Raw genomic sequence first — 23,266 nt, forward strand, 5'->3', positions numbered from 1 at the left:
TGTGGCTTATTTTTTTATGGAGGAACTCTGCATGACTCACAAAGTTAGGATTCTGCTAGCCAGACATGGCCAGACGGAATGGAATGCACAAAGGAGGTTTCAGGGTAAAACTGATGTCCCCTTGAACGAATCGGGCCTTAATGAAGCCAGGATGCTTGCCGTGCGCCTAAAAAACTGGCCAGTGGATGCCATATATACCAGCCCTTTTTCAAGAGCTCTTGAGACAGCTAAGATCGTTTCTGATTTGAATGTAAATGCTGCTAGGCTAGAGGTTCGCAGCGAGTTAGAGGAGATGAGTTTTGGGAATTGGGAAAAGCTTTCGGTTCACGATGTAGCTAAAAGCTTTCCGGGGCGTTACGAGGCGTGGAAAGATGACCCTTCAAAAGTTGTCCCTCCGGGGGGAGAGTCTTTTGAAGATGTAGTAAAAAGAGTCAAGCCAGTTTTGGACGACATATTGAATAGAGAAGATCGGGAAGTTTTAATAGTGGCCCACGGCGGTGTCATAAGGGCTATAGTTGTATTGCTGTTGGGTTTGTCTCCTTCTGGCATATGGCACATGCGCCTCGATAACTGCGCCCTTGTGGGACTGGTCTTAAAAGATGGCAAGGCGTCCCTCCTTTTTTGGAATGACACCCATCACCTTCACTTGCCTGTCAACCTTATAGAGAAGCTGTTCATTCCTTAAAGATGACAACTCCACTCGATACATGGTATAAAAGTCATGTGGCGAGAGGAGGCTATCGCATGGCTTTGCCGGATAGTGCAGAGAAAGATAAAGCGGATGTACAAGAGGAAAGCCTTTTGTGGGAAAAGGCTTGCGAAGGTGATGAAGCCGCAAGGGAAAAGCTGATTTTGATGCACAGGCCTATGGTCTTTTGGCTGGCGAAAAAGTTCAACGTCTCTCCACAGCAGTATCCTGACCTTATTCAAGAAGGGATGGTTGCCCTCATAGAGGCTGTGGATAGGTACGATCCCTCCAGGAATATCAAGTTTTCCACATTTGCGTATTACAGAGTGAAAGGGCAGATGGCCAATTTTCTTCAAAGAGTGGAAGCCAAGGCTCCGATGCCAATTGACGAGACCTCTGTTCAGATTGTTAGCTCTGATGATTTTGATAACCTTGAATGGAGTATGAGCCTCATGGATGAGCTGGCCAAACTTCCTGAAAGGGAAGTTGAGATAATAAAGGCATTGGTCTTGGATAACGTAAAGGCTGCAGATTTAGCTAGGGAAAAAGGGTTTGACGTAAGCCATATATATAGATTAAAACGTAAAGCTGTGGCAAAACTGAGATTGCTCTTAGGCCTTGAGGATGCAACAAAAAGCCCCTAATTTGTGATAATTATCATGCAAGGTGTATTCTCATGATAAATTATTGGGGGTAAGGGCTTTGGAGCGAAAGCTTAAGAGGGTGCAGAATTGGATAGAAAGGTGCATTCAAGCCTACCGGAACGGGAAGTACATGTACGCCGTATCCGAGTTGGAAAGTGCGAGGGCAGAACTTGAAGCGGCACGGCTTAAGCTGTGGGAAGAAGCGACAAAAGCAGAAAGTTCAACTGGGAAGGCAAGATTCAGTTATTTTGTTTCTTTTGGGAGCAGGTCCCTGTGTTTGGCTCTTTTGATTTTAATGGTTGCGGCCCTTCCTACGGCCACTATGAGGAACTTTCCTCTTCCTGTAGTGAAGGAAGATAATCTCTCGTTGGAATGGGTTACTTCTGATGAGAGATCAGCTTTAGTTGCTTTGCGAAAAAGCCTAAGTGAGATGAACCTCAGAGCCAGTGCGGTAGAAGGATCAGATGTTAAGGTAAAGGCAAGGCCCGCGCCAATTACCGTAAGGGAGGGGTTGAGCTCAAATAAGGGAAAAGGCTCCGTTTTGGTTGCTCAGAAAGCTGAGAAAAATTCCTTGAACATTGAGGATGTGTTGTATTTGTATGAGGTTGGCCAAAGAGCTTTGAGAAAAGAGGATATAAGAATAAAATAAGAGCATTAGAGCCTAAGATTTTGCGGGAAGGGGTGTTTAGTTAGTGAGAAAGTTTTTGTCCTATCTTTTAGTGTCCAGTGCTTTGATTTTATGTTTTGCGTCATTATCGTTTGCTCAAAATCCCCTGGTGGTTGGGGTAGGTGTTTCAGGCAACAAGCAAGTGGCATCCAACTTTATACTTAGCGTCGTGGAGACGAAAGTAGGTGAACCCCTTGACCGCGAGTTGGTTCAGAAGGATATAGACAATATTTATGGGCTAGGATTCTTTTCCTTGGTTGACGTAAGTGTTTCTCCCCAATCGGGAGGAATATATGTGGAGTACGAAGTGGTGGAAAACCCCACTATTAAAGAGATAGTTTTTGAGGGCAACACGGTTTATCCCAGCGATGAGCTCATGGAGTTGGTTTTCTCAAAGCCTGGAAGCGTATTTAACCGAGTATTTTTCAGGCACGACCTTCAGAGAATAAAGGAAAAGTACGAGAAAGATGGCTACACTCTCGTAAGGATGGAAGACGTTACCTTTGAAGATGGTGTGGTGAAGATAAAGATAGTTGAACCCAGAGTCGGTGACATCATAATACAGGGCAACAAGAAGACCAAGACATTTGTTATAAAGAGGCAAATACTACTTAAAAAGGGAGACTTGTTCAACGCTGTCTTGGTAAGGCATTCTCTTAACAAGCTGAATCAGCTTGGGTTCTTTGAGGATGTCAGCCTTGGTTTCGAGCCCAACGAGGAAAACCCGAATATGGTAAATTTGGTGTTTACCGTCACCGAGCAGAAGACCACGAAAGTAGGCCTTTCCATAGGGCACGGCTCGAGCAGTGGCTGGACAGGTGGAGCCACTTTGACAGAGAGCAATTACAAGGGTTTGGGGCAGCAGGCGGAGATAGGTTTTGAGACCGGTGACAGGGAGCAGTATTGGGTAAGTTTTACAGAGCCTTACATGGATCAGGAGTATTATTCCTGGAAGGTGGGAGTGTATAAGAGGAGCTGGGAAGACCTGGAAGATTACGAGGACGGAGATCTTCAACACTACTATGATGAAGATAAAAAGGGTTTTTATTTCGGTATAGGAAAGAAATTTCGCTCGGATGAAAAACTCAGCTGGTATGCCCTGTTAGACTGGCACGATGTGGAGATTTTCAACGTAAGGAACCCGGATGAAACGCCAGGTACCATGGTCGACGATGAGGACCGAGTTGGCACCAACTATTCTATTACCGGTACTTTGACTTACACTGATCTCGTGAAGTTCATATCTTACCCGGATGGAGCTGTTTACAAGCTTAATGTTGAGCAGGGGTACTTTGAGCCAGATACGGGTAGTGAAATGGAGTACACTAAATATTGGATAGAAGCCAGGTATTATCGCCCGTTGAAGGATTTCCTTTCGGGAATTATGGATAATTTAGATATTGGATCTGAGGATAACCCTGTCATTTTTGCGAGTAGATTGAGATATGGTTCATCTTCAGGTCAAGTCCCATGGGCAGAACAGTACTTCCTTGGAGGTTCTAATGACCTGAGGGGATACAATGATGACGAGTTTGAAGGTGACGAGATGGCTTTGTTGAATGCCGAACTCAGAGTGCCGATAAAGGATGCTTTTTCAGTAGTTCTTTTTTATGACACCGGCATGGCATCGGATAATTTCAGTTTCTCCGATATGAAGGATGCTTACGGGATTGGCGTTAGAGTGCGTACGCCTTTGGGTAACCTCAGGCTGGACGTTGCCGAGGGAGAATATGAAACTACTACTCATTTCGGATTCGGAGAGATGTTCTAGGTGGTGTGCTTTTGACATATGAATGAACTTAGGAAAGCGTTGCGGCGGGTTGTTTTGGCCTCGGTCCTTGTTTTGGCCGTGGCCTTTCTTTTGAATCAAAAAGCCTATGCCTCAGTCAAGGTGGAGGGAGTTCCATCTTGGCTGTCAGGGGCTATGCAAAGGTCCCTTGATGCAGTGTGGAATGAAGCTGCAAGACGTAATCTTTCCAACAAAGAAGAGATTTTAAGGCTGGTGGCAAAAAGGCTCTTTCCGGGGCTTGTCATCGAAAGCCTCAAAGAGGACGGCCTTAACCTTTATGTTGCTTTTGAAGTTTCTGAAGAAAATGCCTCTGGTTGGAAGGTGCTTATTGATGTGCCTAAACTCTCTGGATATCTTTCAATCCTTTTTGCAGAGGATTTAGGGACTTTACAGGAGGAACTTGAGGGAATGTTAGACCATCTTCCCTTCGATGTCTTAAGGTGGTCGGCTAGTGATTTTCGCAAGAGAGCCCAGGAAATTATTGCAAAAAACCTTCCAGGTTGGAATGGGATGCTTGTTTTTACCCAGGAGGGGGGAATTCCTGTTTTGGAAGTGAGCTTTTCCCCAAAAGAGCCGGTCGTTGTGGCTTTCAAGACTAGTTTTACTTCCTTGTCGCTGCCCAACGTATTGCAGGCAGATTTAGAGGAAGAGGCTCTTGAGGTTCTTTCTACCTATGTTGGGCTTCCTGTGGAATGGGTTTCAAAGCACAAAAAGGCTATTTCTCGTAAGGTGGCTTTGGATCTTGAGGATAAGTGGCAGGCTCGCAAGTTAAAGGGAAAGGTAGAAGTTAACCTTACCCCGCAGACCGTGTCGACGCTTAAGGTCAACGTGGAAAGCCAAAAATATGTCCTGAGGGCGTGGCTTGCTACCTATATAGGTGCTGAGGGAAGGCCTCCCGAAGTGGGTATTCATTTTGGCAGGAGAACTGTTCCTATATCGGGGTTTGATCTTGAAGCTTATGGCGAGGGCATTATTAAGGTTGATGATGGAGATGTTGAGAGTCGTTTAGGAACACGATGGTTGTTGTGGAAAAACATATGGATCGGTGCAGAAAGGGCCTTCCCCGACGATGAATATTGGGGAAGGGTGTGGTTTGACGAAATATTTGATAAAGTTTATGGTTGGGCTCGCTACAGTGAGGAAGATGAAGTAGAGGCGGGCCTTGGATGGCGGATAAGGGAACATATCTTTTGGGAGCTGTTTTATGATAGCCGCGAAGAGGACGAATTTTGCGTGAGATTAGTGGGAAACCTTTAGGAAGGAGCATTACGTAACAATGATCGTAGAGCGTGATGTGACTATAGAAAAATTAGCTCAGCTGGTGGAAGGAAACCCCTTGGGGGACAAAGGTAGGGTTGTTAGGGGAGTGCAGCTTCCGTCAGGACAAAGGCAAGACTATATAGCTGTTGCCTGGCAGAAGGAAGATTTTAGTTTGGTGGGTGAAGCTGTAGCGGCGGTTGTTCCTGTGGGGTGGCTCCAACAGGGAAGAACGGGCATAGAAGTAAATGATCCGCAACTTGCTTTTGCTAAAATACTAGAATTTTTTGCTCCTAGAAAAGAGGTTGCACCGGGAATTCACGAAACCGCAGTGGTGGATGACGAAGCCAAAATTGACAAAACTGCAAGTGTTGGACCTTACTGTGTCATAAAAAAAGGCGCCGATATAGGGCCTGGAGTAATTCTTGAAGCGAGAGTGTGCGTAGGTGAATTCGTTAAGATAGGAGCCCATACCAGGATTGAAGCCAACGTGGTCCTGAATGAAGAGACAGTCATAGGAGAGGAGTGCCTTATTCATTCAGGTGTAGTGATAGGGTGTGATGGTTTCGGTTTCCTCCTCAACAGGGGACCCAAGCCTGTAAAGATACCGCAGCTTGGCAGGGTCAGGATTGGCAACAGGGTAGAGATTGGAGCCTGCTCCACCATAGATAGGGCTACGCTGGGAGAAACTGTCGTAGGGGATGACACTGTGATAGACAACCATGTTCACATAGGGCATAACGCCAAGGTAGGAAAAGGATGTGTCCTGGTAGCTATGGCAGGTATCGCGGGCAGCGCTGTCTTGGAGGATGGGGTTGTTATGGCTGCAAGAAGTGGTGTAGCAGATCATGTCAGAGTTGGAAAAGGGGCAGTGATAGCCGCCCATGGAGGCGCTACAAGAAACGTTCCTCCCGGAAAGATATATTCTGGCTTTCCAGCAAGGGAACATGAACAAGAAATGAAAAAACAGGTTGTTTTGGGCAAGCTCGTGGAGCTTTATCCTAAAATCCGAAAGTTTTTTAAATCATTAGATAAAGGCTCGGAAAGAAACGGTGAAGGTAAATGATGGCAGGGAAAATTAGGAGACTGAAAAAGCCTATTACACTGGAAGGCAAGGGGCTTCATACTGGCGAGTTGTCCGTATTGAAGCTTTCCCCAACAGATGAACTAGGGATATGGGTAGAGAAAGAAGGGGAAAGATACAGGCTTCAGGACCTTGAAGCTGATGGCTCTTTTAGGGGTACTACGCTATTTTTGCCTGATGGTAGTAGTATAAAGACCGTAGAGCATCTTTTGGCGGCTCTATCCGGGCTTGGGGTTTGGCAGGTAGCTTTTTCAATCGAAGGCTCAGAGGTGCCTGCTTTAGATGGATCGTGTCTTCCTTTAGCAGAGGAGTTAATTAAAAATGTGGAAGAATTTTCCTTGGATGAACAATTCTCTTTGGACGTTACTTTTCCTGTGTGGGTGCGTGACGAGGATAGGGGAGCTTTTGTAGCAGCTTTTCCTAGCAACACTTTTGAGTTGTCGGTGGTAGTAAATTATGGAACTGAAAGAGGCATAACCCAGGCAATGGAGTATGTCCACCAGGAGGAGAGCTTCATAAAGGAACTGGCTGGAGCGAGAACTTTTGTCTTGGAAGAGGAAATAGAGGAGATTATATCTCGAGGGTTGGGCTTGGGAGGCACAAAGGACAATACGATTGTGGTGCCTTTAAAGGGCCCCATACCAGGGCTAAGGTATCCTGATGAACTGGCAAGGCACAAGGCCCTGGATCTAATGGGGGACTTGGCTCTGTTGGGAGTTCCCTTGAAGGGGCTTGTGGTCTCTTATAAGGGTGGTCATGTGCTCAACGTGGAGCTTACAAAAAGGCTCAAGAGAGCCTGTGTTTTGGGGGAATAGCTTGTTAAGAAAGATCTGAAGCGTTTGAAGGAGGCGAGGCTATGGATATTCAAAAGATAAGAAGTTTCCTTCCACATCGTTATCCGTTCCTTCTGGTGGACAGAGTTTTAGAGGTCAGTGATGATAGGGTGGTAGGGTACAAGAACGTGACCATAAATGAGCCATTTTTCATGGGGCATTTCCCCGAGGAACCGGTTATGCCTGGAGTATTAGTCCTCGAATCTATGGGGCAGGTTGCAGCCATGATGATAGCCAGCAAGCCTGAGGCCAAGGGGTTGGCCATGTACCTTACCGGCATAGAGAAGGCCAAGCTCAGAAGGCCTGTTGTGCCTGGTGATCAGCTGGTTACGGAGGCAAAGCTTGTAAAACTTAGGGGCAAGGTTGGAAAAGTAGAAGCTGTGGCCAAGGTCGAAGGGGAAGTTGTGGCTGAGGCCATGTTCAGTTTTGTTGTGGCCGAAAGGCTGACAGGGGAGAAGGATTGATGTCAATTTTTATTCACCCAACGGCATTGGTCTCAAATAAAGCCAAACTGGGAGATGGAGTATGGATAGGCCCTTATTGTATAGTTTGTGACGACGTAGAAATTGGCTCTGAAACTAGGCTAGAGGCCTTTGTGACCGTCCGCGATCACGTCAAGATAGGGAGAAAGTGCCTGTTATGCGAGCATGTGACTTTGGGGCAGCTGCCGCAAGACTTTGGCTACAAGGGCGAACTATCCTGGGTGAGGATAGGTGATGGGGTTACCCTTAGGGAGAACGTAACAGTTCATCGGGCCAGTGGAGAGGGTAACGAGACGGTAGTAAGTGGTGGCTGCTTCATTATGGAGGGAGTCCACATAGGCCACAACGTCTTCGTAGGGCCTGATTGTGTCATAGCGAGCAAGGCTGGCCTGGCTGGATATGTTAGTGTGGGTAAAAAAGTGGTACTTGGTGGGCTCTGCGGTATTCATCAGTTTGTGCGGATTGGAGACTACTGTATGATAGGTGGCTTGTCCAAGGTGGTGAAGGATATTCCTCCTTTTCTGATTGTTGACGGGCACCCTGCAAAGATAAGAGGACTTAATGTGGTGGGTTTGAGGAGAAATGGCTTCAATCAGCAAGAGCGTAGCCTGATAAAGGAAGCATACAAAAAACTCTTGAGAAGCAGCCTAACGTTGAAGGATGCCTTAAGTTTGCTAGAACAGGAAAAAGGCAACTCTGCTTTAATAAGGGAAATAATAGATTTCATCAAGGGTAGCAAGAGAGGAATCTCTCCTTGGCCGAATAAGAAAGAAAAGGGGCTCGAGAATGATTAGGCTCTTTGTTATGGACGTGGATGGCACCATGACCGATGGAGGCATCTTGATGGATGGCCGTGGCAATGAATGGAAGCGTTTCGATGTGAAGGACGGAATGGGTATAGCAAGACTCAAAAGAAGTGGCGTTGAGGTGTGTATCATTAGTGGGCGCCCCTCAAATGCCACTGCTGCAAGGGCAGAAGAATTGGGCATAAAAAGGGTATATCAGGGTGTAGGTGATAAGTTGGCTCTTTTAAAGGATGTAGCAGATGAAATGGGCTTGAGTCCACAGGAGATAGCTTATATAGGGGACGACGTGAACGACGTTGACTGTCTCAAGTGGGTGGGCCTTAGTTTTGCCCCTTCCGATGCGCTTGTGGAGGCCAAAGAGGCAGCAGATGTTGTTACTCCGTCACGGGGAGGATATGGCGCAGTAAGAGATGCAGCCGAGTTAATACTGCAGAAAAATAAAGATGAAGGGACCTTTGTGTAATGGCCGGGAAACGTCAGGTTTTGAGGACCCTTGATAGATATATCCTATCTGAAGTGGCAGGGGCATTCTTTTTTGGCATAGCTGCCTTTGCCGTGCTTTTGGTGGCAGGAGACCTTCTGTTTCAAATAGCTGACCTAATAGTTGAAAAAGGCGTTTCAGCCTGGGCTGTGGCTAAGCTTTTTGCCTACAAGCTTCCTGAGGTTATCGTCATGACTTTGCCCATGGCGTCTCTTTTGGCCTGTCTTTTGACCTTCAGCAGGCTCTCCTCCCAGAGCGAGATAGTGGCCTTGAAGGCCTCTGGCGTTGCATTTCAAAGGATAGCAATTCCCATAATAGTTGCGAGCATATTTGTATCTCTCGTGGCGCTATTTTTTGATGAGACGTTGGTCCCCCTCTCGAATAAGGCTGCGGACAACATACTGCGTTTCGAGGTGGCGAAAGAAAAGCCCACCATGTTGAAAGAGAAGGTGTTCTTGAGGGATGAGTCCGGCGGAACCCTGAAGAGAGTGGTCTACATAGCCAAACTGCGCTACAACAAGGGCGAGATGGAAGATGTGCTCATACAGGATTTCAACAAAGGAAACCTTAACAGAATAACCAACGCAAAACGAGGTTTTTGGACGAAGGAAGGGTGGATTCTGGAAGACGGCAAAGTTTTTGAGGTGAAAGGTGGAGAAAAGGTACAGCTTCTTTTTTCTTTTGATAAGCAGAAGATGCCAGTGCTCTTAGAGCCCCATAAAATGGTTAAGCTGTCGCGGGATCCTAAGGAGATGAGCGCCTTGGAGCTTTTGGAGTACATAAAGATCATGAAAAAGCATGGTTCCAATTTGTCTCCTCTTTGGGTTTTATTCCACTTGAAGCTGGCAGTTCCGTGGGCTTGTCTTATATTGGCCCTTTTGGGGACCGTTTTGGGGGTTAGGCCTCACCGTTCGGGGCATGGTGCAGGCCTTGCAACCAGTGTCTTCATAGTCTTTTTGTACTATGTGCTCATGTCATTTTTTAGGTCTTTCGGAGAAGCTGGCCAAATAAATCCTATCCTTGCGGCCTGGATGCCCAACCTGGTATTCTTTGCCTATGCATTCAGGTTGGCCCTCAAAGCAAATAGTTAGGGGTGGTTCCTTTGAGTTATGAACGTATAGCACTGGTAGCGGGGGCGGGAACCTTGCCTTTAGAGATAACGAGCAGGCTGAAAGGTAAAATAGATGTTATTTATTCTTTAAATGAGAATTTATCGCCTTGCAGTCCTGGCTTGGATGGTGTAGAAGTTGTCAATATGCTTTCACCCAATTTGGGGTGGCTTTTGAGGGATCTGAAAGAGCGAGGGATAAAAGAGCTTATAATGGCAGGGTATGTCCCTAAGAGATTGATGTATATGCCAGAAAAACTTGACCCCGCGCTGTTGGCTGTTATAGGAAAGCTTAGCTCAAGGGACGATCACAGCTTGCTGGGGGGTATAGTTAAGGCTATAGAGTCTCAGGGGATAAAAGTTCTATCTTATAGAGAAGTAATTTCAGACATATTGGCTCCTGCTGGAACAATAGCAGGTAGGCTTCCTACGGAGGAGGAAAAGGGCGACATAGCTTGGGGCGTGAATATAATGAAAAAGCTCTTGCCGTTGTCCTTTGGCCAGACATTGGTGGTAAAGGGCCGTTCTGTCGTGGCCGTTGAGGCCATGGAAGGTACTGACAAGACCATAGAAAGGGCTGGCTGTCTTGTGAAAGGTGGAGTTGTAATAAAGATGATGCGGCCTGACCAGGACGAACGATATGACCTTCCCACAGTGGGGCCTACTACGTTGAAGATGATGGCTGAAGGAGCTTTAACGTGCCTTGCTGTCGAGGCTGGAAGGACTATAATTCTGGAAAAGGAGAAAACATTTGCCATTGCAGAAGAATCGGGAATAGCCTTGTGGGGGATAGGGTGATGTCCATTTTCTTTAGCTGTGGCGAGGCTTCTGGGGACTATTACCTTTCAAGGCTTGCCGCGGGGCTAAGAGTTAGAGGGTTTGAGGGTAAATTGTGGGGCGTGGTAGGCCCCTTGAGTGAGGCTGCAGGTGTGGAAAAGGCCTGGTCCATGAGGGAACTTCAGCTTATGGGCATAGGAGAGGTCCTTTCATCTATCCCCAGGCTTCTTTCGCTTAAAAGGAGCATTGAATCCCAGATTATTGAGAAAAAACCCAAGGCTGTAGTTGTTGTAGATAGCCCTGATTTTCATTTAAGGTTGTTGGAAGGTTTGCGCCTTAAAGGATACAGGGGAAAAGTATTTTACATGTGTCCTCCGACTGTTTGGGCATGGAGAGGCGGTAGGGTAAAGAAGCTAAAAAAGCTTTGTGATTTATGTTTCCCTCTCTTTGGCTTTGAACATGAATTTTTGGCATCAAAGGGAGTTTCAAGTCTTTGGATTGGGCATCCATTTTTGGATGAAGCCATGTTTTCTAAAAGCTCCTTTCCAACTTTAAATTTGGAGGGAGAGGAAAGGGTTATCGGCCTGTTGCCTGGAAGTAGGCCCTCTGAGGTAAGGAGCATATTGCCGGTGTTATTGGAAGTTGGAGAAAGGCTTCAAGGTTTGGGGTTTAAACCGGTAGTTTCCATAGCTTCTAACCTCACAGAAGAGATAAAAAATTACATTAAGCTCAATTCAAGGGCCTTTGAAACTTATTCAGGGCCTGGAGCTAAGCTGATAGAGCGTTCGGATGCCGTGGTGGGAGCCAGCGGCACGGTGGCTGTTGAAGCCCTTCTGCGCCGGAGGTTCATGGTGGTGCTATATAAGGCTTCCTGGTCTTCTTGGTTGGCGTATAAGTTATTCGTGAAAACCCCATGGATAAGCATACCCAATATCTTGGCAGGAGGGCCCCTGTTCCCGGAGCTTTTGCAAAACGATGCAAGAGCCAACAATGTTCTGGACAACCTTTTGCCTTACCTTCAGGATGAATCAAAAAGAGCTAAGATTCATAAGGTCATGGACGAAGCTTGCGAGAAACTTGGCAAGCCTGGTGCACTCAACTTGTGGGCAGAGGCTATTTTGAAGGGTGTGGAGTGATGAAAAAAGTTCTTTTGTTGGCCAACGGGCCAGGAGAGCTTTGGTGTTGGGTAAGGCCTATGGTCAAGGCTTTGAAAACTAGAGGCTACGGAGTTACTATCGGCCTTTTGCCGTGCCAATTTTCCTCTGGCGAAGAAGTGAGGCTGGCAAGCAGCTTGGGCGCCGATAGGGTTTTTGGCCCTTATTTTTTCTTAAAAAGTGCTTTCAAAATGTTGAATGATGACTCTGACCTGGTTTTGCAACTTGGAGGCGACCTTTTGTATGGCCTTATGGCCTCAAGGGGGAAAAAGCCTTTTTTCTGCTATACTTATGCTCCTAAGCCTCTTATGGAAAAAACAGATTTAGTTATGACAGCTTGGGAGTCCCCCCTTATGCCGAAGAGCGTTCCGGTAGGTGACCTTACTTCAGATGCTTTGGCAATGGATGAGGGATCCTCTCCGTGGAAGGAGGAAGGCTCTTTTCATTTGGTGTTTTTCCCCGGAAGCAGGCCTGCCATTAGAAGGGCATCTTTCAAGTTTTTGTCGGAGGTAAAAGACGCTTTGGGCAGGTTAGTAGATAATGTGGAGATAACGACAGCCCTTTCTCCTTTTGCTTCAGAAGGTGAGGTAAATGAATGGGAAGAAGCGGGCCTTGCTCCTTCTATTGCGGGAACAAGGGTTATCCTTGAGAGGGCAGATTTGGCCTTGACACAGCCGGGGACTAACACCTTGGAGCTCATGCATTTAGGGGTTCCGACTATTGTGGCTGTTCCTTTTCGTTTTTTGGAGCACGTACCTCTTGGTGGTTTAAAGGGGATTTTCCTGGAGACGCCTTTTTTGGGGAAAATGATAAAGGGTAAGTTCTTGAGAAGGGCTGCTGATTCCAGAAGAGATTTTCTTGCATGGCCAAACAGGATTGCCAAAGAGATGATAATGAAAGAAGTTGTTGGAGATATTGCCCCTGCTGAGTTAGCCCAGGTGTTGGCGGAACTTATGCTGGACAAAAAAGAGAGGCTAAGGCAAAAGGAGCGCCTTATTAGCCTTGCTGAAAGGGAAAAAGTGGCAGAGAAGATATTATTCCTTATTGAAGAGAGGATATGCTAAGTATGTTTGGTAAAAAGAAGAGCTTGTATTTAAGGCTTTTAAAATATGCCAGACCTTATAAGGGCAGGATAGGTGCTGCTCTTGTGTGTATGGTTATGGCTTCTGCATTTACGGTTATAGCCCCATGGATTTTGAAGAACATTGTGGACGATGTTCTTATAAGTAAAAATTTGTTCATGCTGAACCTGCTGGCTTTAGGCTTGGTTCTTTTGTATTTGCTTAAGAATGTGGCCTATTACGGCCAGCAATATTTGATGAACTGGGTTGGGCAGAGAGTAGTTATGGACTTGAGGCTTGAGCTTTACGACCATATGCAGAGGATGTCGCTGCGCTACATATATGGTGCAAGGGTGGGGGAGTTAGTCTCTCGTATAACCAATGATGTGGTAAAGCTTCAAGAGATGGTTACAACAGCTGTTATAGATTTGGTTGTTCAGAGCCTTAGCTTCGTAGGAATGCTTTGCTTTTTGATCTACTTAAACTGGAAGCTTACGGCCATAACTTTTGTGATTTTGCCCATTGCCGCGTGGGTTTTAGACAAGGCATCTAAAAAGCTCAGGGCTGTTGGCCATGATATACAGAGCCAGCTAGCGGCCCTTTCTTCCATAGCTTATGAAGCCCTTTCAAGCATAAGGATAGTTAGGTCCTTTGCAACTGAAGACGAGGAGTATGAAAGGTTCAAAAATAGCAATCAGGCCCACTTCAAGGCCCTGATGAGGGGGACCCAGGTGAATGCGGCCCTGTCGGGGATCATAGAGGTCATATTGATAGGGGCCTTATCCCTCATTCTTTGGTTTGGCGGCCGGATAGTCGTAGCAGGCGAGATGACTCCTGGAGAGCTCATAGCCTTCTTAGGGTATTTGGCCCTTTTAGTTCAGCCAATAAGGACCTTTTCTAGGGTGGTGGCCAAGATTCAGCAGGGCATGGCCTCAGCAGAGCGTATATTCGAAGTAATAGATACTAAAAATGAAATAACTCCCCCCAAAAAGCCCATTGTTCTGTCCAGTGTAGCTGGGAAGGTGGATTATAAGGGCGTGTGCTTTGCATATCAGAATGAGCAGTGGATATTGAAGGATATCGACATTTCCGTTTATCCGGGAGAGAAGGTCGCCATAGTGGGTCCTACCGGTGCGGGTAAGTCTACATTGGTAGATATGATCCCTCGTTTCTATGATCCCCAAAAAGGTGGGGTTTTCATAGATGGGGTTAACGTTCGTAATTTAGAGCTCAAGTCCTTGAGAAGACAGATAGGCATGGTGCCTCAGGATCCCTTGCTGCTTAAAGGAAGCATATCTTACAACATTGCCTACGGCTTTCCGGGAGCCACCCTCAAGAGCATTAAGAAGGCAGCAGAGATGGCGGGAATAAGGGAGTTCATAGAGAGCCTTCCTGATGGTTACGATACCGAAGTAGGAGAGAGGGGAGTTACCCTAAGCGGTGGCCAGCGGCAGAGGCTTGCGATAGCCAGGGCCATAATAAGGGATCCCAGGATATTGATACTGGATGAAGCCACTTCCTCTTTGGATGCGGTGGTGGAGCAGGAGATTCAGGCGGCATTAAGAAAAGCTTCTGAGGGTAGGACGTCGTTTGTTATAGCCCATAGGCTTGCCACGGTCAAAGAGGCAGATCGCATTTTGGTTTTGGATAAAGGGACCATAGTGGAAGAAGGGACTCATGATAGCTTGATAAAACGCGGAGGGCTGTATGCCAGGCTCTGCGAGTTGCAGTTTGGAGATGGCAATGGTGAGTAAGGCCCTGGTGGATTACTTACGTTTTACAAGAGGAGAAGAGTCAAGCCCCTTTTGGTGGGGCATGGTGCCGTTAGGGTGGTTGGCGGATTTTTTGTCATCTCTGCGCAACAAGGCCTACGATCACGGTATGTTTAAAAGCCTTGAAGTGCCAGTTCCAGTGGTCAGCGTGGGGAATATTACGGTAGGTGGGACCAATAAAACTCCCGTAGTGGAGATGCTGGCCGGCCTTTTCGATTCTTGTGGTCTTAAAGTGGGTATTGTTTCAAGAGGCTATGGAAAAAAGAGTAAAGGGACTCGTGTGATGAGGGAAGGGACGTCTTTTTCACCTGATGAAGTTGGCGATGAGCCGTTTTTGCTCTCTCAGAAGTTGCCGAGAGCTGTCGTTTGCGTTTCCTCCGACCGGGTTGAAGGCATCCAGATTCTTGCTAAAGACGGTGTGGATTTAGTGATTGCAGACGATGCATTCCAGCACAGGAAGATGGGAAGGGATGTAGATGTCCTTTTGGTGGATGCTACTTGTCCTTGGGGGAGCGGTAGGGTTTTCCCAGCGGGGCTTTTGAGGGAAAACAAAAGCGCTATAAGTAGGGCTCACATTGCGATTATAACGAAAGCTGACCAGGTGGAAAGAGCAACCATTGAAAAGATCAAGGATGAACTTGCCATATACCTGGATAAGGACTTTATATTTGAGGCCCACCTTGAGCTTGATAGCTGGGCTCTTTGGGATGGCAATTGGAAGGAGCTTGAGGTTCCCCCTAAGGGTAGAGCAGTGGTTTTTTCTGCCATAGGGAACCCGGCGAGCTTTGAAGCTTTCTTGAGGCGAGTAGGGGTAGAGATCCAGGGCCACCTGGTTTTCAGGGATCATCATAAGTTCAGCAAGAAAGACCTCGTGCAGATAGAAGAGGAGTACAGGAAACAAGAAGCCCAATTTGTAGTATGTACAGAGAAGGATATTTTGAATTTGCCTAAGGGATACAAGTTTCCCTTTGAGGTCGTTGTTCCAAAAGTTAGGACTAAAATTGCCGAAGAGGAGAGATTCATCAAAAAATTGATTGATGCATTGAGGCCCAGGATAGTTATAGCATCCAACGGCTATGGAGAGGATGCTATAGGTTCCCTGTTGGCGGCTAAGCTGAAGGAAAAGCTGCCTGATGCAGAGGTCTTGGCTTTTCCTCTTGTAGGCAGTGGAAAGGAATACGAACAGGCAGGCGTGAAGGTTTGTGCGCCACCATATGAAATGCCCAGCGAGGGTGTGATAAAGTATCACTTGAAGGATCTTTTAAGGGATTTAAAAAGAGGGCTTTTGCGTAATCTGTCGGAGCAGATGAAAGTTTGGAAAGCTTTAAGAGGAAAAATAAGGACGGTCCTCTGTGTAGGAGACGTTTATTTGCTTCTCAACGTCTTGTGGGGGCAAGGATGTATGCCGGTTCTTTTGGCTACTGCAAAGACGGAAAAAAATAGAGGGCATTTCAGTTTTGAGTATTTTTTGCTGCGAAAGAGGGCCAGGTGCGTATGGACCAGGGATAGCCAAACCAGGGATAAGATGGTGAAAAGAAAGGTAAATGCCGTCTTTTGTGGTAATCCAATTATGGATCTTGCCGGTGATAATGTTTGTGAAAAGAGCATGTTTTGGAAAGAAGATTTGCCCGGGGTGCTTCTTTTGCCTGGTAGCCGTAAGAGGGCATATCAAGATGTCAAAATGCTCCTGGAAGCTGCGGAGTTGATAAATCAAAAGAAAACGTGTCATTTTGTAATGGTCCTAGCGGCAACTATAGATGAAAAGCGTCTTTTGGAGTCGTTGGAAGGCTGGGAAAAGTTTGAAGACTCTTTACTGATAGGCCCTTCAGGTAGGACCAAGGTGGTTCTGACCAGGGAGAAGGTTGGAATGGTAGCTCGAGGGGCTAAGGTCGTTATAGGCCTTGGTGGGACGGCCAACCAGATCTGTGCTGGGTTAGGCGTGCCAGTGGTCTCCATACTGGAGAAGGGTAAATTGGTGCAAAAAAGGCTTCTTGGAGAATCAGAAGTTCTGGTGGGGCCCAGCAGTGATGCTTTGGCCAGAGAGGCTTTAGCCATACTTAATAATTCTGGCAGGCACGCTAGGATGTCGAAAGCTGGTGTTTCTATGATGGGACCTTCTGGCGCGGTAGAAGATGTAGTGCGCTATGCTCTAAAGGAGCTAGGATGGAAGAAAAGGTGTCAGGTGTGGAAGCACCTGGATAAGGTTTTTGTAAAAGAGGGGGAACATGTGTTATGAGGACGTTAGCTGTAATTCCTGCTCGCTATCAGAGTACTCGCCTTCCAGGCAAGCCTTTGATTGAGATAGCAGGGATTCCTTTGGTCATAAGGGTGCTGAGGCAGGCTAGAAGATGCCCTCTTTTAGATAGGGTAATAGTGGCCACAGATGATGAGCGCATAGCTGAAGTGGTTAGAGAGGACGGGGGAGAAGCCATGATGACTCCCCCTGAGCTTCCAAGTGGTGGAGACAGGGTGGCGTGGGTCGTAAGCCGAGTGGAAGATTCAGATATGGTCCTTAATATTCAGGTAGATGACCCTCTTGTGGGGCCCAAGATGATAGGTTCCCTTATAGAGGCTTTGGCGCAAGATAAGGATTGCGACCTCGCATTGGCGGTGAAGGAGATAGAGAAGCCTTCCGAGGTGGAAGACCCCAATATAGTGAAGGTGGTTTTCGACCAGTATTTTAAGGCGTTGTATTTTAGCCGTTCTGTGATTCCTTATCCTCGAGTTAAGGGTGCCTCATATTACAAGCACATAGGGCCCTACGCCTACAGGAAAGGTTTTCTGCTGGAGTTTGCCAGCTGGAAGCAGACGCCATTGGAGCGTTCCGAGAGCCTGGAGATGTTGAGGGTACTTGAACTGGGCCGGAAGATAAAGTGCGTTCCTGTAATGGAGGATACCATAGAGATAGACACGCCTGAGGACGTCAAGAGGCTGGAGGCATATTTAAAGAAGCATGGAGATGATCTCAAATGGTAAGAAGCTTTTCTTTGGGAAATTACAAGGTGGGCGAGGAGAGATTGCTTGTGGTAGCTGGCCCGTGTGTTCTTGAAAGCCTGGATTTGGCTCTTGAGGTAGCCCAGGTAGCTGGCAAGGTATGCAGCAGCCTGGGGATGGATTATGTTTTCAAGTCCTCTTTTGATAAGGCTAACCGAACGTCCATCCACAGCTACAGGGGGCCTGGTATGGAAAAAGGTCTCAATTGGCTTGCGGAGATAAAGGCAAAGACAGGTTACCCCATATTGACGGATATTCACGAACCATGGCAGGCAGCAAGGGTTGCCGAGGTGGCTGACGTTTTGCAGATTCCGGCTTTCTTGTGCAGGCAGACAGATCTTCTCGTGGCCGCTGCCAGGACGGGCAAGGTAATAAACATAAAGAAGGGGCAGTTCCTTTCTCCATGGGATATGGCCCAGGCTGCAAGAAAATGCCTGGAAGCTGGCAACAACAGGATAATACTTTGTGAAAGAGGAACCACTTTTGGTTACAACCAGCTAGTGGTGGACATGAGATCCCTGCCGATAATGAGATCCTTCGGATATCCTGTGATGTTCGACGGCACCCACAGCGTCCAGATGCCTGGAGGCCAAGGAGAAAGAAGTGGTGGGGATAGGCGATTTGTGTTGCCTTTAATTAGAGCCGCAGTCGCCATAGGTATAGATGCTCTTTTCCTTGAAACTCATCCTGAGCCGGATAAGGCCAAAAGTGATGGCCCCAATATGGTTCCTCTTTCAGATCTGGAGAAGCTCCTAAAGCAGGTCAAAAAGATCCATGAGGCAGCTAGGGCCATAGGTTATGTAAACCTTGCGGAGGAGGCATAGCTATGATCGCCCTTCCATGGGAAAGAGAAAGTAAGAACTTAGAGGATAGCTATCTTCAGAGTTTGGGTAAAAATATACTTTTTTCTGAAGCGGAAGAATTAAGGCGGGCAGCAGAGCGGTTAGGTCCTGAGCTCGTGGAGGCTGCAAGGGCAATCCACGATGCCAGCGGCAGGCTTGTCGTAGTGGGCATGGGAAAGTCAGGGCTTATAGGCCGCAAGATCGCTGCTACCTTTGCTTCTTTAGGCACCCCGGCTTTTTTCCTTCATGCGGCGGAAGGAGCCCATGGAGATTTGGGCATGGTGTGCAGGGAGGATGTAGGGCTTTTTTTGAGCAACAGCGGCGAGACCAGGGAGACCTTGGAGATACTGCCTTATTTCAAGCGCCTGGGGGCCGTCATAATAGCCCTCACGGGGAACCCTACGTCCCGATTGGCCCAAAATGCCGATATAGTGATTGATACTGGTGTGACGGCAGAGGCCGATCCGTTGGGGCTTGCCCCAACTTCCAGCACTACCCTCCAGCTTGCGGTAGGAGATGCCCTGGCAGGGATGGTCACGGAGCTCAGGGGTATAAGAAAAGAGGACTTTGCCATGTTTCACCCCGGAGGCTCTCTGGGGCGAAGGCTTCTTTTAAGGGTAGAGGATGTTATGGGAAGCAAGGAGAGGCTGCCTTTGGTGGGCCCTCAGACCTTTGTGAGGGAAGCTATATTTGAGATGACCAGCAAAGGCTACGGGGCTGCCATCGTGGTCGATGATCGAGGGAGGCTTCTGGGGATATTTACCGATGGAGACTTGAGGCGCCTTTTGGAGGACCAGGGGCCTCAGGGGATGGGGCTCAGGATAGAGGACGTCATGACTAAAAGCCCTAAATTCATACAGCCAGAGAAGCTCGCGGTGGAGGCAGTTCATATTATGGAGGAATCGGAGATATCCTGCCTTGCCGTCGTCAAAGATGAGGTTGTAGTGGGAATCGTTCACATCCACGACCTGTTGAAAGCTGGGGTGGCGTAACCTGCAGAAGAAACTTTACAGGGCAGTCTCAAGCTTAGCTTATCTGGCCGCTTTTCCCTACCTTGCCCTTCGTTATAGGGAGGGGTTGGCAGAGCGGCTGGGGTACTACAAAGACTTGGAGAAAGGCTCTTTCTGGATCCACGCCGTGTCGGTGGGGGAGGTCCAGGCTGCGTTTCCCATGGTGAAAGCTATGGGAAACGCAGCAAGCTGTAGCGCTTTGCTTAGCACCATCACCCCTACGGGTAGGTGTATGGCCCGCAAGCTTTTGGGTGACAGTGTAAGGCTGATTTACTATCCTTGGGACGCCCCATGGGTGGTGAAGAGGGCTTTGGACAGGATAAGCCCAAGGGCATATATAGCGGTTGAGACGGAAGTATGGCCTAACCTGCTTTATGGGCTTAAGAAAAGAAACATTCCGGCTTTTTTGGCCAATGCCAGGTTTTCAGAGCGCTCATTCAGGAAGGCGCTGAAGCATAGAAAGCTTTGGTGTTCTTTGCTTGAGAATTTCAGGAAAATAATGGCCAGAACTGAAGCTGATTCAAAGAGGTTTATAGAGATAGGCGTAAGGCCTGATAAAGTTGTAGTGACTGGAGACTGCAAAATAGATGCTCTCCTTGCAAGGCGCCAAGCTGTAGATGTAGAGGGCTTAAAGAAGAAGCTCAATCTGGAAGGGAGCAAAGTTCTCCTTGCCGGCAGCACCCATGAAGGAGAGGAAGATGTAGTGCTAGATGCCTTCAGTAGGCTTACATATAAGGGGCATAAAGTGCGTTTGATATTGGTGCCAAGGCACCCCCAGAGGGCTAAGAAATTGGCATCTGAAGCAGCTTCAAAGACGGGAAAGAGAGTTGCTCTTTTATCCCAGATGCAGCGTGATTGGGAGATAATTATAGTTGATCAGGTCGGCGTTTTGTTTGAGCTTTACGGCGTGGTGGACGCTGCTTTCATTGGAGGGAGCCTTGTGCCTAAGGGAGGCCAGAACATCCTGGAACCTGCTTCGTGGGGGGTTCCCATACAGCACGGCCCCTTTATGGATGATTTTTATGAGGCCTCAAGGGAGCTTATAAGGCTTTCTTCTGCCAGGGTGGTGAGGACGGCAGAAGAACTGGCTTCTGAGTGGGAAGAGATTTTGAATGAGAAAAGCTTTGGGGAAGTAATGCGGCCCCAGGCAAGAGCTTATGTGGAAAACCTTGGTGGTGCCGCTTTAAGAAATTGGGAGATAATAAACGAAAGCATGATACAGGAATGAGGGGTGGAAGAATTGCAATTTCAAATGCATATGGCAGGTAGGGTGTTTTTTGGTCAGGGTGCTTCCGCCAAGGTTAAAGACCTTGCGGATAGCCTTGGCGCTAAAAGAGTGGTCGTTGTGACCGACAAAACCATGCAGGAGCTTGGTGTAGCGGAAAAGATTGCGTCCTTTGTGCGAGGTACAGGAAGAGAAGTTTTTATTTTCGATGAGGTGGAGCCAGAGCCCTCCGTGGAGACAACGGACAAGGCTGCGGAGCTTGCGAGAGAGAAAAGCTGTGACTTGGTGGTTGGCCTAGGTGGTGGAAGCTCCATGGACGTTGCCAAGGCTGTCAGTGTCTTGGTGACTAACGAAGGGTCGGCGGCTAAATATCAAGGGCTAGGTTTGGTGAAAAAGCCAGGCGTGCCCAAGATTATGATACCTACCACAGCAGGAACTGGTTCGGAGGTCACCTTTACTGCCGTCTTGATCAGAAGGAGCGACGGCGTCAAGGGAGGCATAAACGACGACAAGCTTTACCCAGATTACAGCTTGCTTGATCCGGAGCTTACGGTGAGCATGCCTCCTTATGTCACGGCATCTACAGGAATGGACGCGTTGGCCCACGCCCTCGAGGCGTATACCAGCCGCCAGGCATCTCCTTTTAGCGACATGTTTGCTGAAGAGGCCATGGTGAGGGTTGGAAGGTGGCTCAGGGTGGCCACGTGGAACGGGAGTGACATGGAGGCCAGGTCGGAGATGATGCTTGCTTCGTTCTACGGCGGTGTTGCCTTGGCCAACGCTGGGGTTGGAGCCTGCCATGCCTTGGCTTATCCTTTAGGCGGGATGTTTGGAGTATCCCATGGCGTAGCTAATGCCCTTCTTTTGCCTTATGTTGCCCGTTTCAACAGTTTGGCTGCTCCTGCAAAGTATGCCAAGGCGGCGAAGCTCCTGAGCGGGATAAGTTATGGGAATTTGGGCATACATGAAGTAGCTTTAGCCTGCAGCGAGATTTTGGATGAGATGGTAATGGACCTGGAACTTCCCAATACCTTGAGCAAACTTGAGGTGGGCATAAAGGAAGAGCATTTTGAGGAAATGGCCATAAAGGCCATGGGGGTATCAAGGCCGATGGAGAACAACCCCAGAAAGATGGACCTTGCAGATTGCGTGAAAATATACAGGGAGGCGATGGAGTAATGCCAGGATTTGAGCTTTTTGACCAGAAGGAGATTGATGCCGTAGTAGATGTCCTGAAGAGGAAGATAGTGCACAGATATTCTTTTCAGGATGTGAGAGATGGCATCTACAAGGTGGCGGAGTTTGAGGATGCCGTAGCGGAGAAGATGGGCTCTAAGAAGTGCCTTGCGGTCTCAAGCGGCTCTGCAGCCCTTTACGTGGCTATGAGGGCCTGCGGCATTGGGCCAGGAGATGAGATTATCACGTCGCCTTTTACGTTCATAGCGAGCATAGAGGCTATCTTGGAGTGTGGAGCTGTTCCTGTCCTGGCAGAGATAGATGAAAGCCTGAACCTTGACCCCGAATCTGTTGAGGATCTTATAACTGAAAAAACAAAGGCCATTATGCCTGTTCACATGTTCGGAGGAGCTGCCGACATGGACAGGTTTGCCGAGCTTTGTGAGGAATACGGGCTTTACCTCTTTGAGGATTCCTGCCAGGCCATGGGCGCAACCTATAAAGGGCGCTATGTGGGGACCTTTGGGAAATGGGGAACCTACAGCCTTGACCCCTATAAGCTCCTTACGGTGGGCGAAGGCGGCCTAATAGTGACTGACGATGAGGAGCTTTACGACCGCATGAGGTATTACCACGACCACGGCCACATGCACGACATGAGCATACCAAGGGGCGCCGAGGGCAAGGCGTGCTTGGGCTTCAACTTCCGCATGGACGAGATAAGAGGCGCCCTGGGGCTAGCGCAGCTGGAGAAGCTGGACAAGGCAATAGGGATGCTCAGGGAAAATAAGAAGAAGATCCTGGAAAATGTCACTATCCCGGAAGGCGTGAAACTTAGGGATCTGCCAGATAGAAGTGGAGAGCTTGCAACTCAGCTTGTCTTCATCTTCCCTGACGAAGATACGGCGAAGGCTTTTCAGAAGGCTGCAGGCGAAGCAGGAGCGCCTTGTGGAATATTGGCAGGCAATACGTGGCATTACGCCAGGCACTGGCAGACGTTGAGGGAGGGCTCTTACTACAGCAGGATCAGGTGCCCTTACGACTGTCCTTATGCCGATTATGTTCCGGCATACAGGCCTGTGGAGTGGCCTAAGACCCACGACATATTGAGCAGGACTGCTGTTTATGGGCTGGACATAGTGATGGAGGATGCCAGGCTGGAGAAGATGGCCAAGGGGATAAACGAGGGCTTCAAGGCTGCCTTTGGTAGATAATGAGTCAAAATGGGCCTAAGCTGGTTGTAGTACTGAAGGATGGAATAAGGGGGCACGAGAACCAATCCTTGGGGATTGCCCACTGGTTGAGGAATATGGGGGCCGAGGTACTTGAATTTGATGTTCCCAAGTTGAGGGGCATTGCTCGGTTTCTGAGGTTGAAAGTGGGGTCTCGTGTCCTCGCCTTTGGCTCTGGCAAGCG

At 48.1% G+C, this 23,266-nt stretch carries 22 protein-coding genes and 1 pseudogene; all 23 read left to right on the plus strand.

Annotated features, from left to right (window positions below; all coding sequences use genetic code 11):
• The first annotated feature begins 31 nt into the window (after positions 1–31).
• A complete protein-coding gene (gene cobC / locus H0Z23_RS05520) occupies positions 32–685 on the plus strand; it encodes an alpha-ribazole phosphatase (RefSeq protein ID WP_296868038.1) in 654 nt (217 codons plus the stop codon).
• A 59-nt stretch (positions 686–744) separates the two neighbouring features.
• Positions 745–1,332 (plus strand): sigma-70 family RNA polymerase sigma factor, encoded by a 588-nt coding sequence (locus tag H0Z23_RS05525; RefSeq protein WP_296868040.1) that lies wholly within the window; start codon positions 745–747, stop codon positions 1,330–1,332.
• A gap of 58 nt (positions 1,333–1,390) precedes the next feature.
• Entirely contained in the window at positions 1,391–1,981 is a 591-nt protein-coding gene (locus H0Z23_RS05530; RefSeq protein ID WP_296868042.1) for a hypothetical protein, read from the plus strand.
• Between the two features lie 43 nt (positions 1,982–2,024).
• Entirely contained in the window at positions 2,025–3,770 is a 1,746-nt protein-coding gene (locus tag H0Z23_RS05535) for a POTRA domain-containing protein (protein ID WP_296868044.1), read from the plus strand.
• Between the two features lie 18 nt (positions 3,771–3,788).
• Positions 3,789–5,045 (plus strand): hypothetical protein, encoded by a 1,257-nt coding sequence (locus tag H0Z23_RS05540; RefSeq protein WP_296868046.1) that lies wholly within the window; start codon positions 3,789–3,791, stop codon positions 5,043–5,045.
• Positions 5,046–5,064: 19 nt separating this feature from the next.
• On the plus strand, positions 5,065–6,111 hold the full coding sequence (lpxD, locus tag H0Z23_RS05545) for a UDP-3-O-(3-hydroxymyristoyl)glucosamine N-acyltransferase (RefSeq protein WP_296868048.1): 1,047 nt from the start codon (positions 5,065–5,067) through the stop codon (positions 6,109–6,111).
• Positions 6,111–6,944 (plus strand): UDP-3-O-acyl-N-acetylglucosamine deacetylase, encoded by an 834-nt coding sequence (locus H0Z23_RS05550; protein ID WP_296868050.1) that lies wholly within the window; start codon positions 6,111–6,113, stop codon positions 6,942–6,944. Before lpxD ends, H0Z23_RS05550 begins: the two co-directional genes overlap by 1 nt.
• Positions 6,945–6,985: 41 nt before the next feature.
• Positions 6,986–7,426: a 3-hydroxyacyl-ACP dehydratase FabZ gene (gene fabZ, locus H0Z23_RS05555; protein WP_296868052.1), complete on the plus strand. Its 441-nt coding sequence runs from the start codon at positions 6,986–6,988 to the stop codon at positions 7,424–7,426.
• Positions 7,426–8,238 (plus strand): acyl-ACP--UDP-N-acetylglucosamine O-acyltransferase, encoded by an 813-nt coding sequence (gene lpxA / locus H0Z23_RS05560; RefSeq protein ID WP_296868054.1) that lies wholly within the window; start codon positions 7,426–7,428, stop codon positions 8,236–8,238. Before fabZ ends, lpxA begins: the two co-directional genes overlap by 1 nt.
• A complete protein-coding gene (locus tag H0Z23_RS05565; RefSeq protein ID WP_296868056.1) occupies positions 8,231–8,713 on the plus strand; it encodes an HAD family hydrolase in 483 nt (160 codons plus the stop codon). Before lpxA ends, H0Z23_RS05565 begins: the two co-directional genes overlap by 8 nt.
• Entirely contained in the window at positions 8,713–9,822 is a 1,110-nt protein-coding gene (lptG, locus tag H0Z23_RS05570; RefSeq protein WP_296868057.1) for an LPS export ABC transporter permease LptG, read from the plus strand. Before H0Z23_RS05565 ends, lptG begins: the two co-directional genes overlap by 1 nt.
• Before the next feature lie 2 nt (positions 9,823–9,824).
• Entirely contained in the window at positions 9,825–10,637 is an 813-nt protein-coding gene (gene lpxI, locus H0Z23_RS05575) for a UDP-2,3-diacylglucosamine diphosphatase LpxI (RefSeq protein WP_366928877.1), read from the plus strand.
• Positions 10,637–11,752 (plus strand): lipid-A-disaccharide synthase, encoded by a 1,116-nt coding sequence (lpxB, locus tag H0Z23_RS05580; protein ID WP_296868061.1) that lies wholly within the window; start codon positions 10,637–10,639, stop codon positions 11,750–11,752. The genes lpxI and lpxB overlap by 1 nt, the downstream gene beginning before the upstream one ends.
• Complete coding sequence (locus H0Z23_RS05585; RefSeq protein WP_296868064.1) at positions 11,749–12,834, plus strand: cdisaccharide synthetase; 1,086 nt, start codon at positions 11,749–11,751, stop codon at positions 12,832–12,834. The genes lpxB and H0Z23_RS05585 overlap by 4 nt, the downstream gene beginning before the upstream one ends.
• A gap of 2 nt (positions 12,835–12,836) precedes the next feature.
• Entirely contained in the window at positions 12,837–14,585 is a 1,749-nt protein-coding gene (locus H0Z23_RS05590) for an ABC transporter ATP-binding protein (RefSeq protein ID WP_296868066.1), read from the plus strand.
• Positions 14,539–16,839, plus strand: a complete 2,301-nt coding sequence (lpxK, locus tag H0Z23_RS05595) for a tetraacyldisaccharide 4'-kinase (RefSeq protein ID WP_296868068.1) — start codon at positions 14,539–14,541, stop codon at positions 16,837–16,839. The genes H0Z23_RS05590 and lpxK overlap by 47 nt, the downstream gene beginning before the upstream one ends.
• Positions 16,836–17,579: a 3-deoxy-manno-octulosonate cytidylyltransferase gene (kdsB, locus tag H0Z23_RS05600; protein WP_296868070.1), complete on the plus strand. Its 744-nt coding sequence runs from the start codon at positions 16,836–16,838 to the stop codon at positions 17,577–17,579. Before lpxK ends, kdsB begins: the two co-directional genes overlap by 4 nt.
• Positions 17,573–18,421: a 3-deoxy-8-phosphooctulonate synthase gene (gene kdsA / locus H0Z23_RS05605; protein WP_296868074.1), complete on the plus strand. Its 849-nt coding sequence runs from the start codon at positions 17,573–17,575 to the stop codon at positions 18,419–18,421. The genes kdsB and kdsA overlap by 7 nt, the downstream gene beginning before the upstream one ends.
• 2 nt (positions 18,422–18,423) lie before the next feature.
• On the plus strand, positions 18,424–19,431 hold the full coding sequence (locus H0Z23_RS05610) for a KpsF/GutQ family sugar-phosphate isomerase (protein WP_296868077.1): 1,008 nt from the start codon (positions 18,424–18,426) through the stop codon (positions 19,429–19,431).
• Between the two features lie 85 nt (positions 19,432–19,516).
• The gene (locus tag H0Z23_RS05615; RefSeq protein WP_296868080.1) at positions 19,517–20,677 is read left to right on the plus strand and encodes a glycosyltransferase N-terminal domain-containing protein; all 1,161 of its coding nucleotides are present in this window, start codon (positions 19,517–19,519) and stop codon (positions 20,675–20,677) included.
• Between the two features lie 24 nt (positions 20,678–20,701).
• Positions 20,702–21,853 carry an iron-containing alcohol dehydrogenase gene (locus tag H0Z23_RS05620; RefSeq protein ID WP_296868083.1) on the plus strand — a complete coding sequence of 384 codons (1,152 nt, stop codon included), beginning with the start codon at positions 20,702–20,704 and terminating at the stop codon, positions 21,851–21,853.
• The gene (locus tag H0Z23_RS05625) at positions 21,853–23,064 is read left to right on the plus strand and encodes a DegT/DnrJ/EryC1/StrS aminotransferase family protein (protein WP_296868086.1); all 1,212 of its coding nucleotides are present in this window, start codon (positions 21,853–21,855) and stop codon (positions 23,062–23,064) included. The genes H0Z23_RS05620 and H0Z23_RS05625 overlap by 1 nt, the downstream gene beginning before the upstream one ends.
• Positions 23,064–23,266: pseudogene (locus H0Z23_RS05630) on the plus strand (hypothetical protein); the annotation flags it as partial. The gene H0Z23_RS05625 and the pseudogene H0Z23_RS05630, both read left to right, overlap by 1 nt.

Source organism: Thermovirga sp., from assembly GCF_017656375.1.
In the GTDB taxonomy this organism is placed as follows: Bacteria; Synergistota; Synergistia; order Synergistales; family Thermovirgaceae; genus Thermovirga.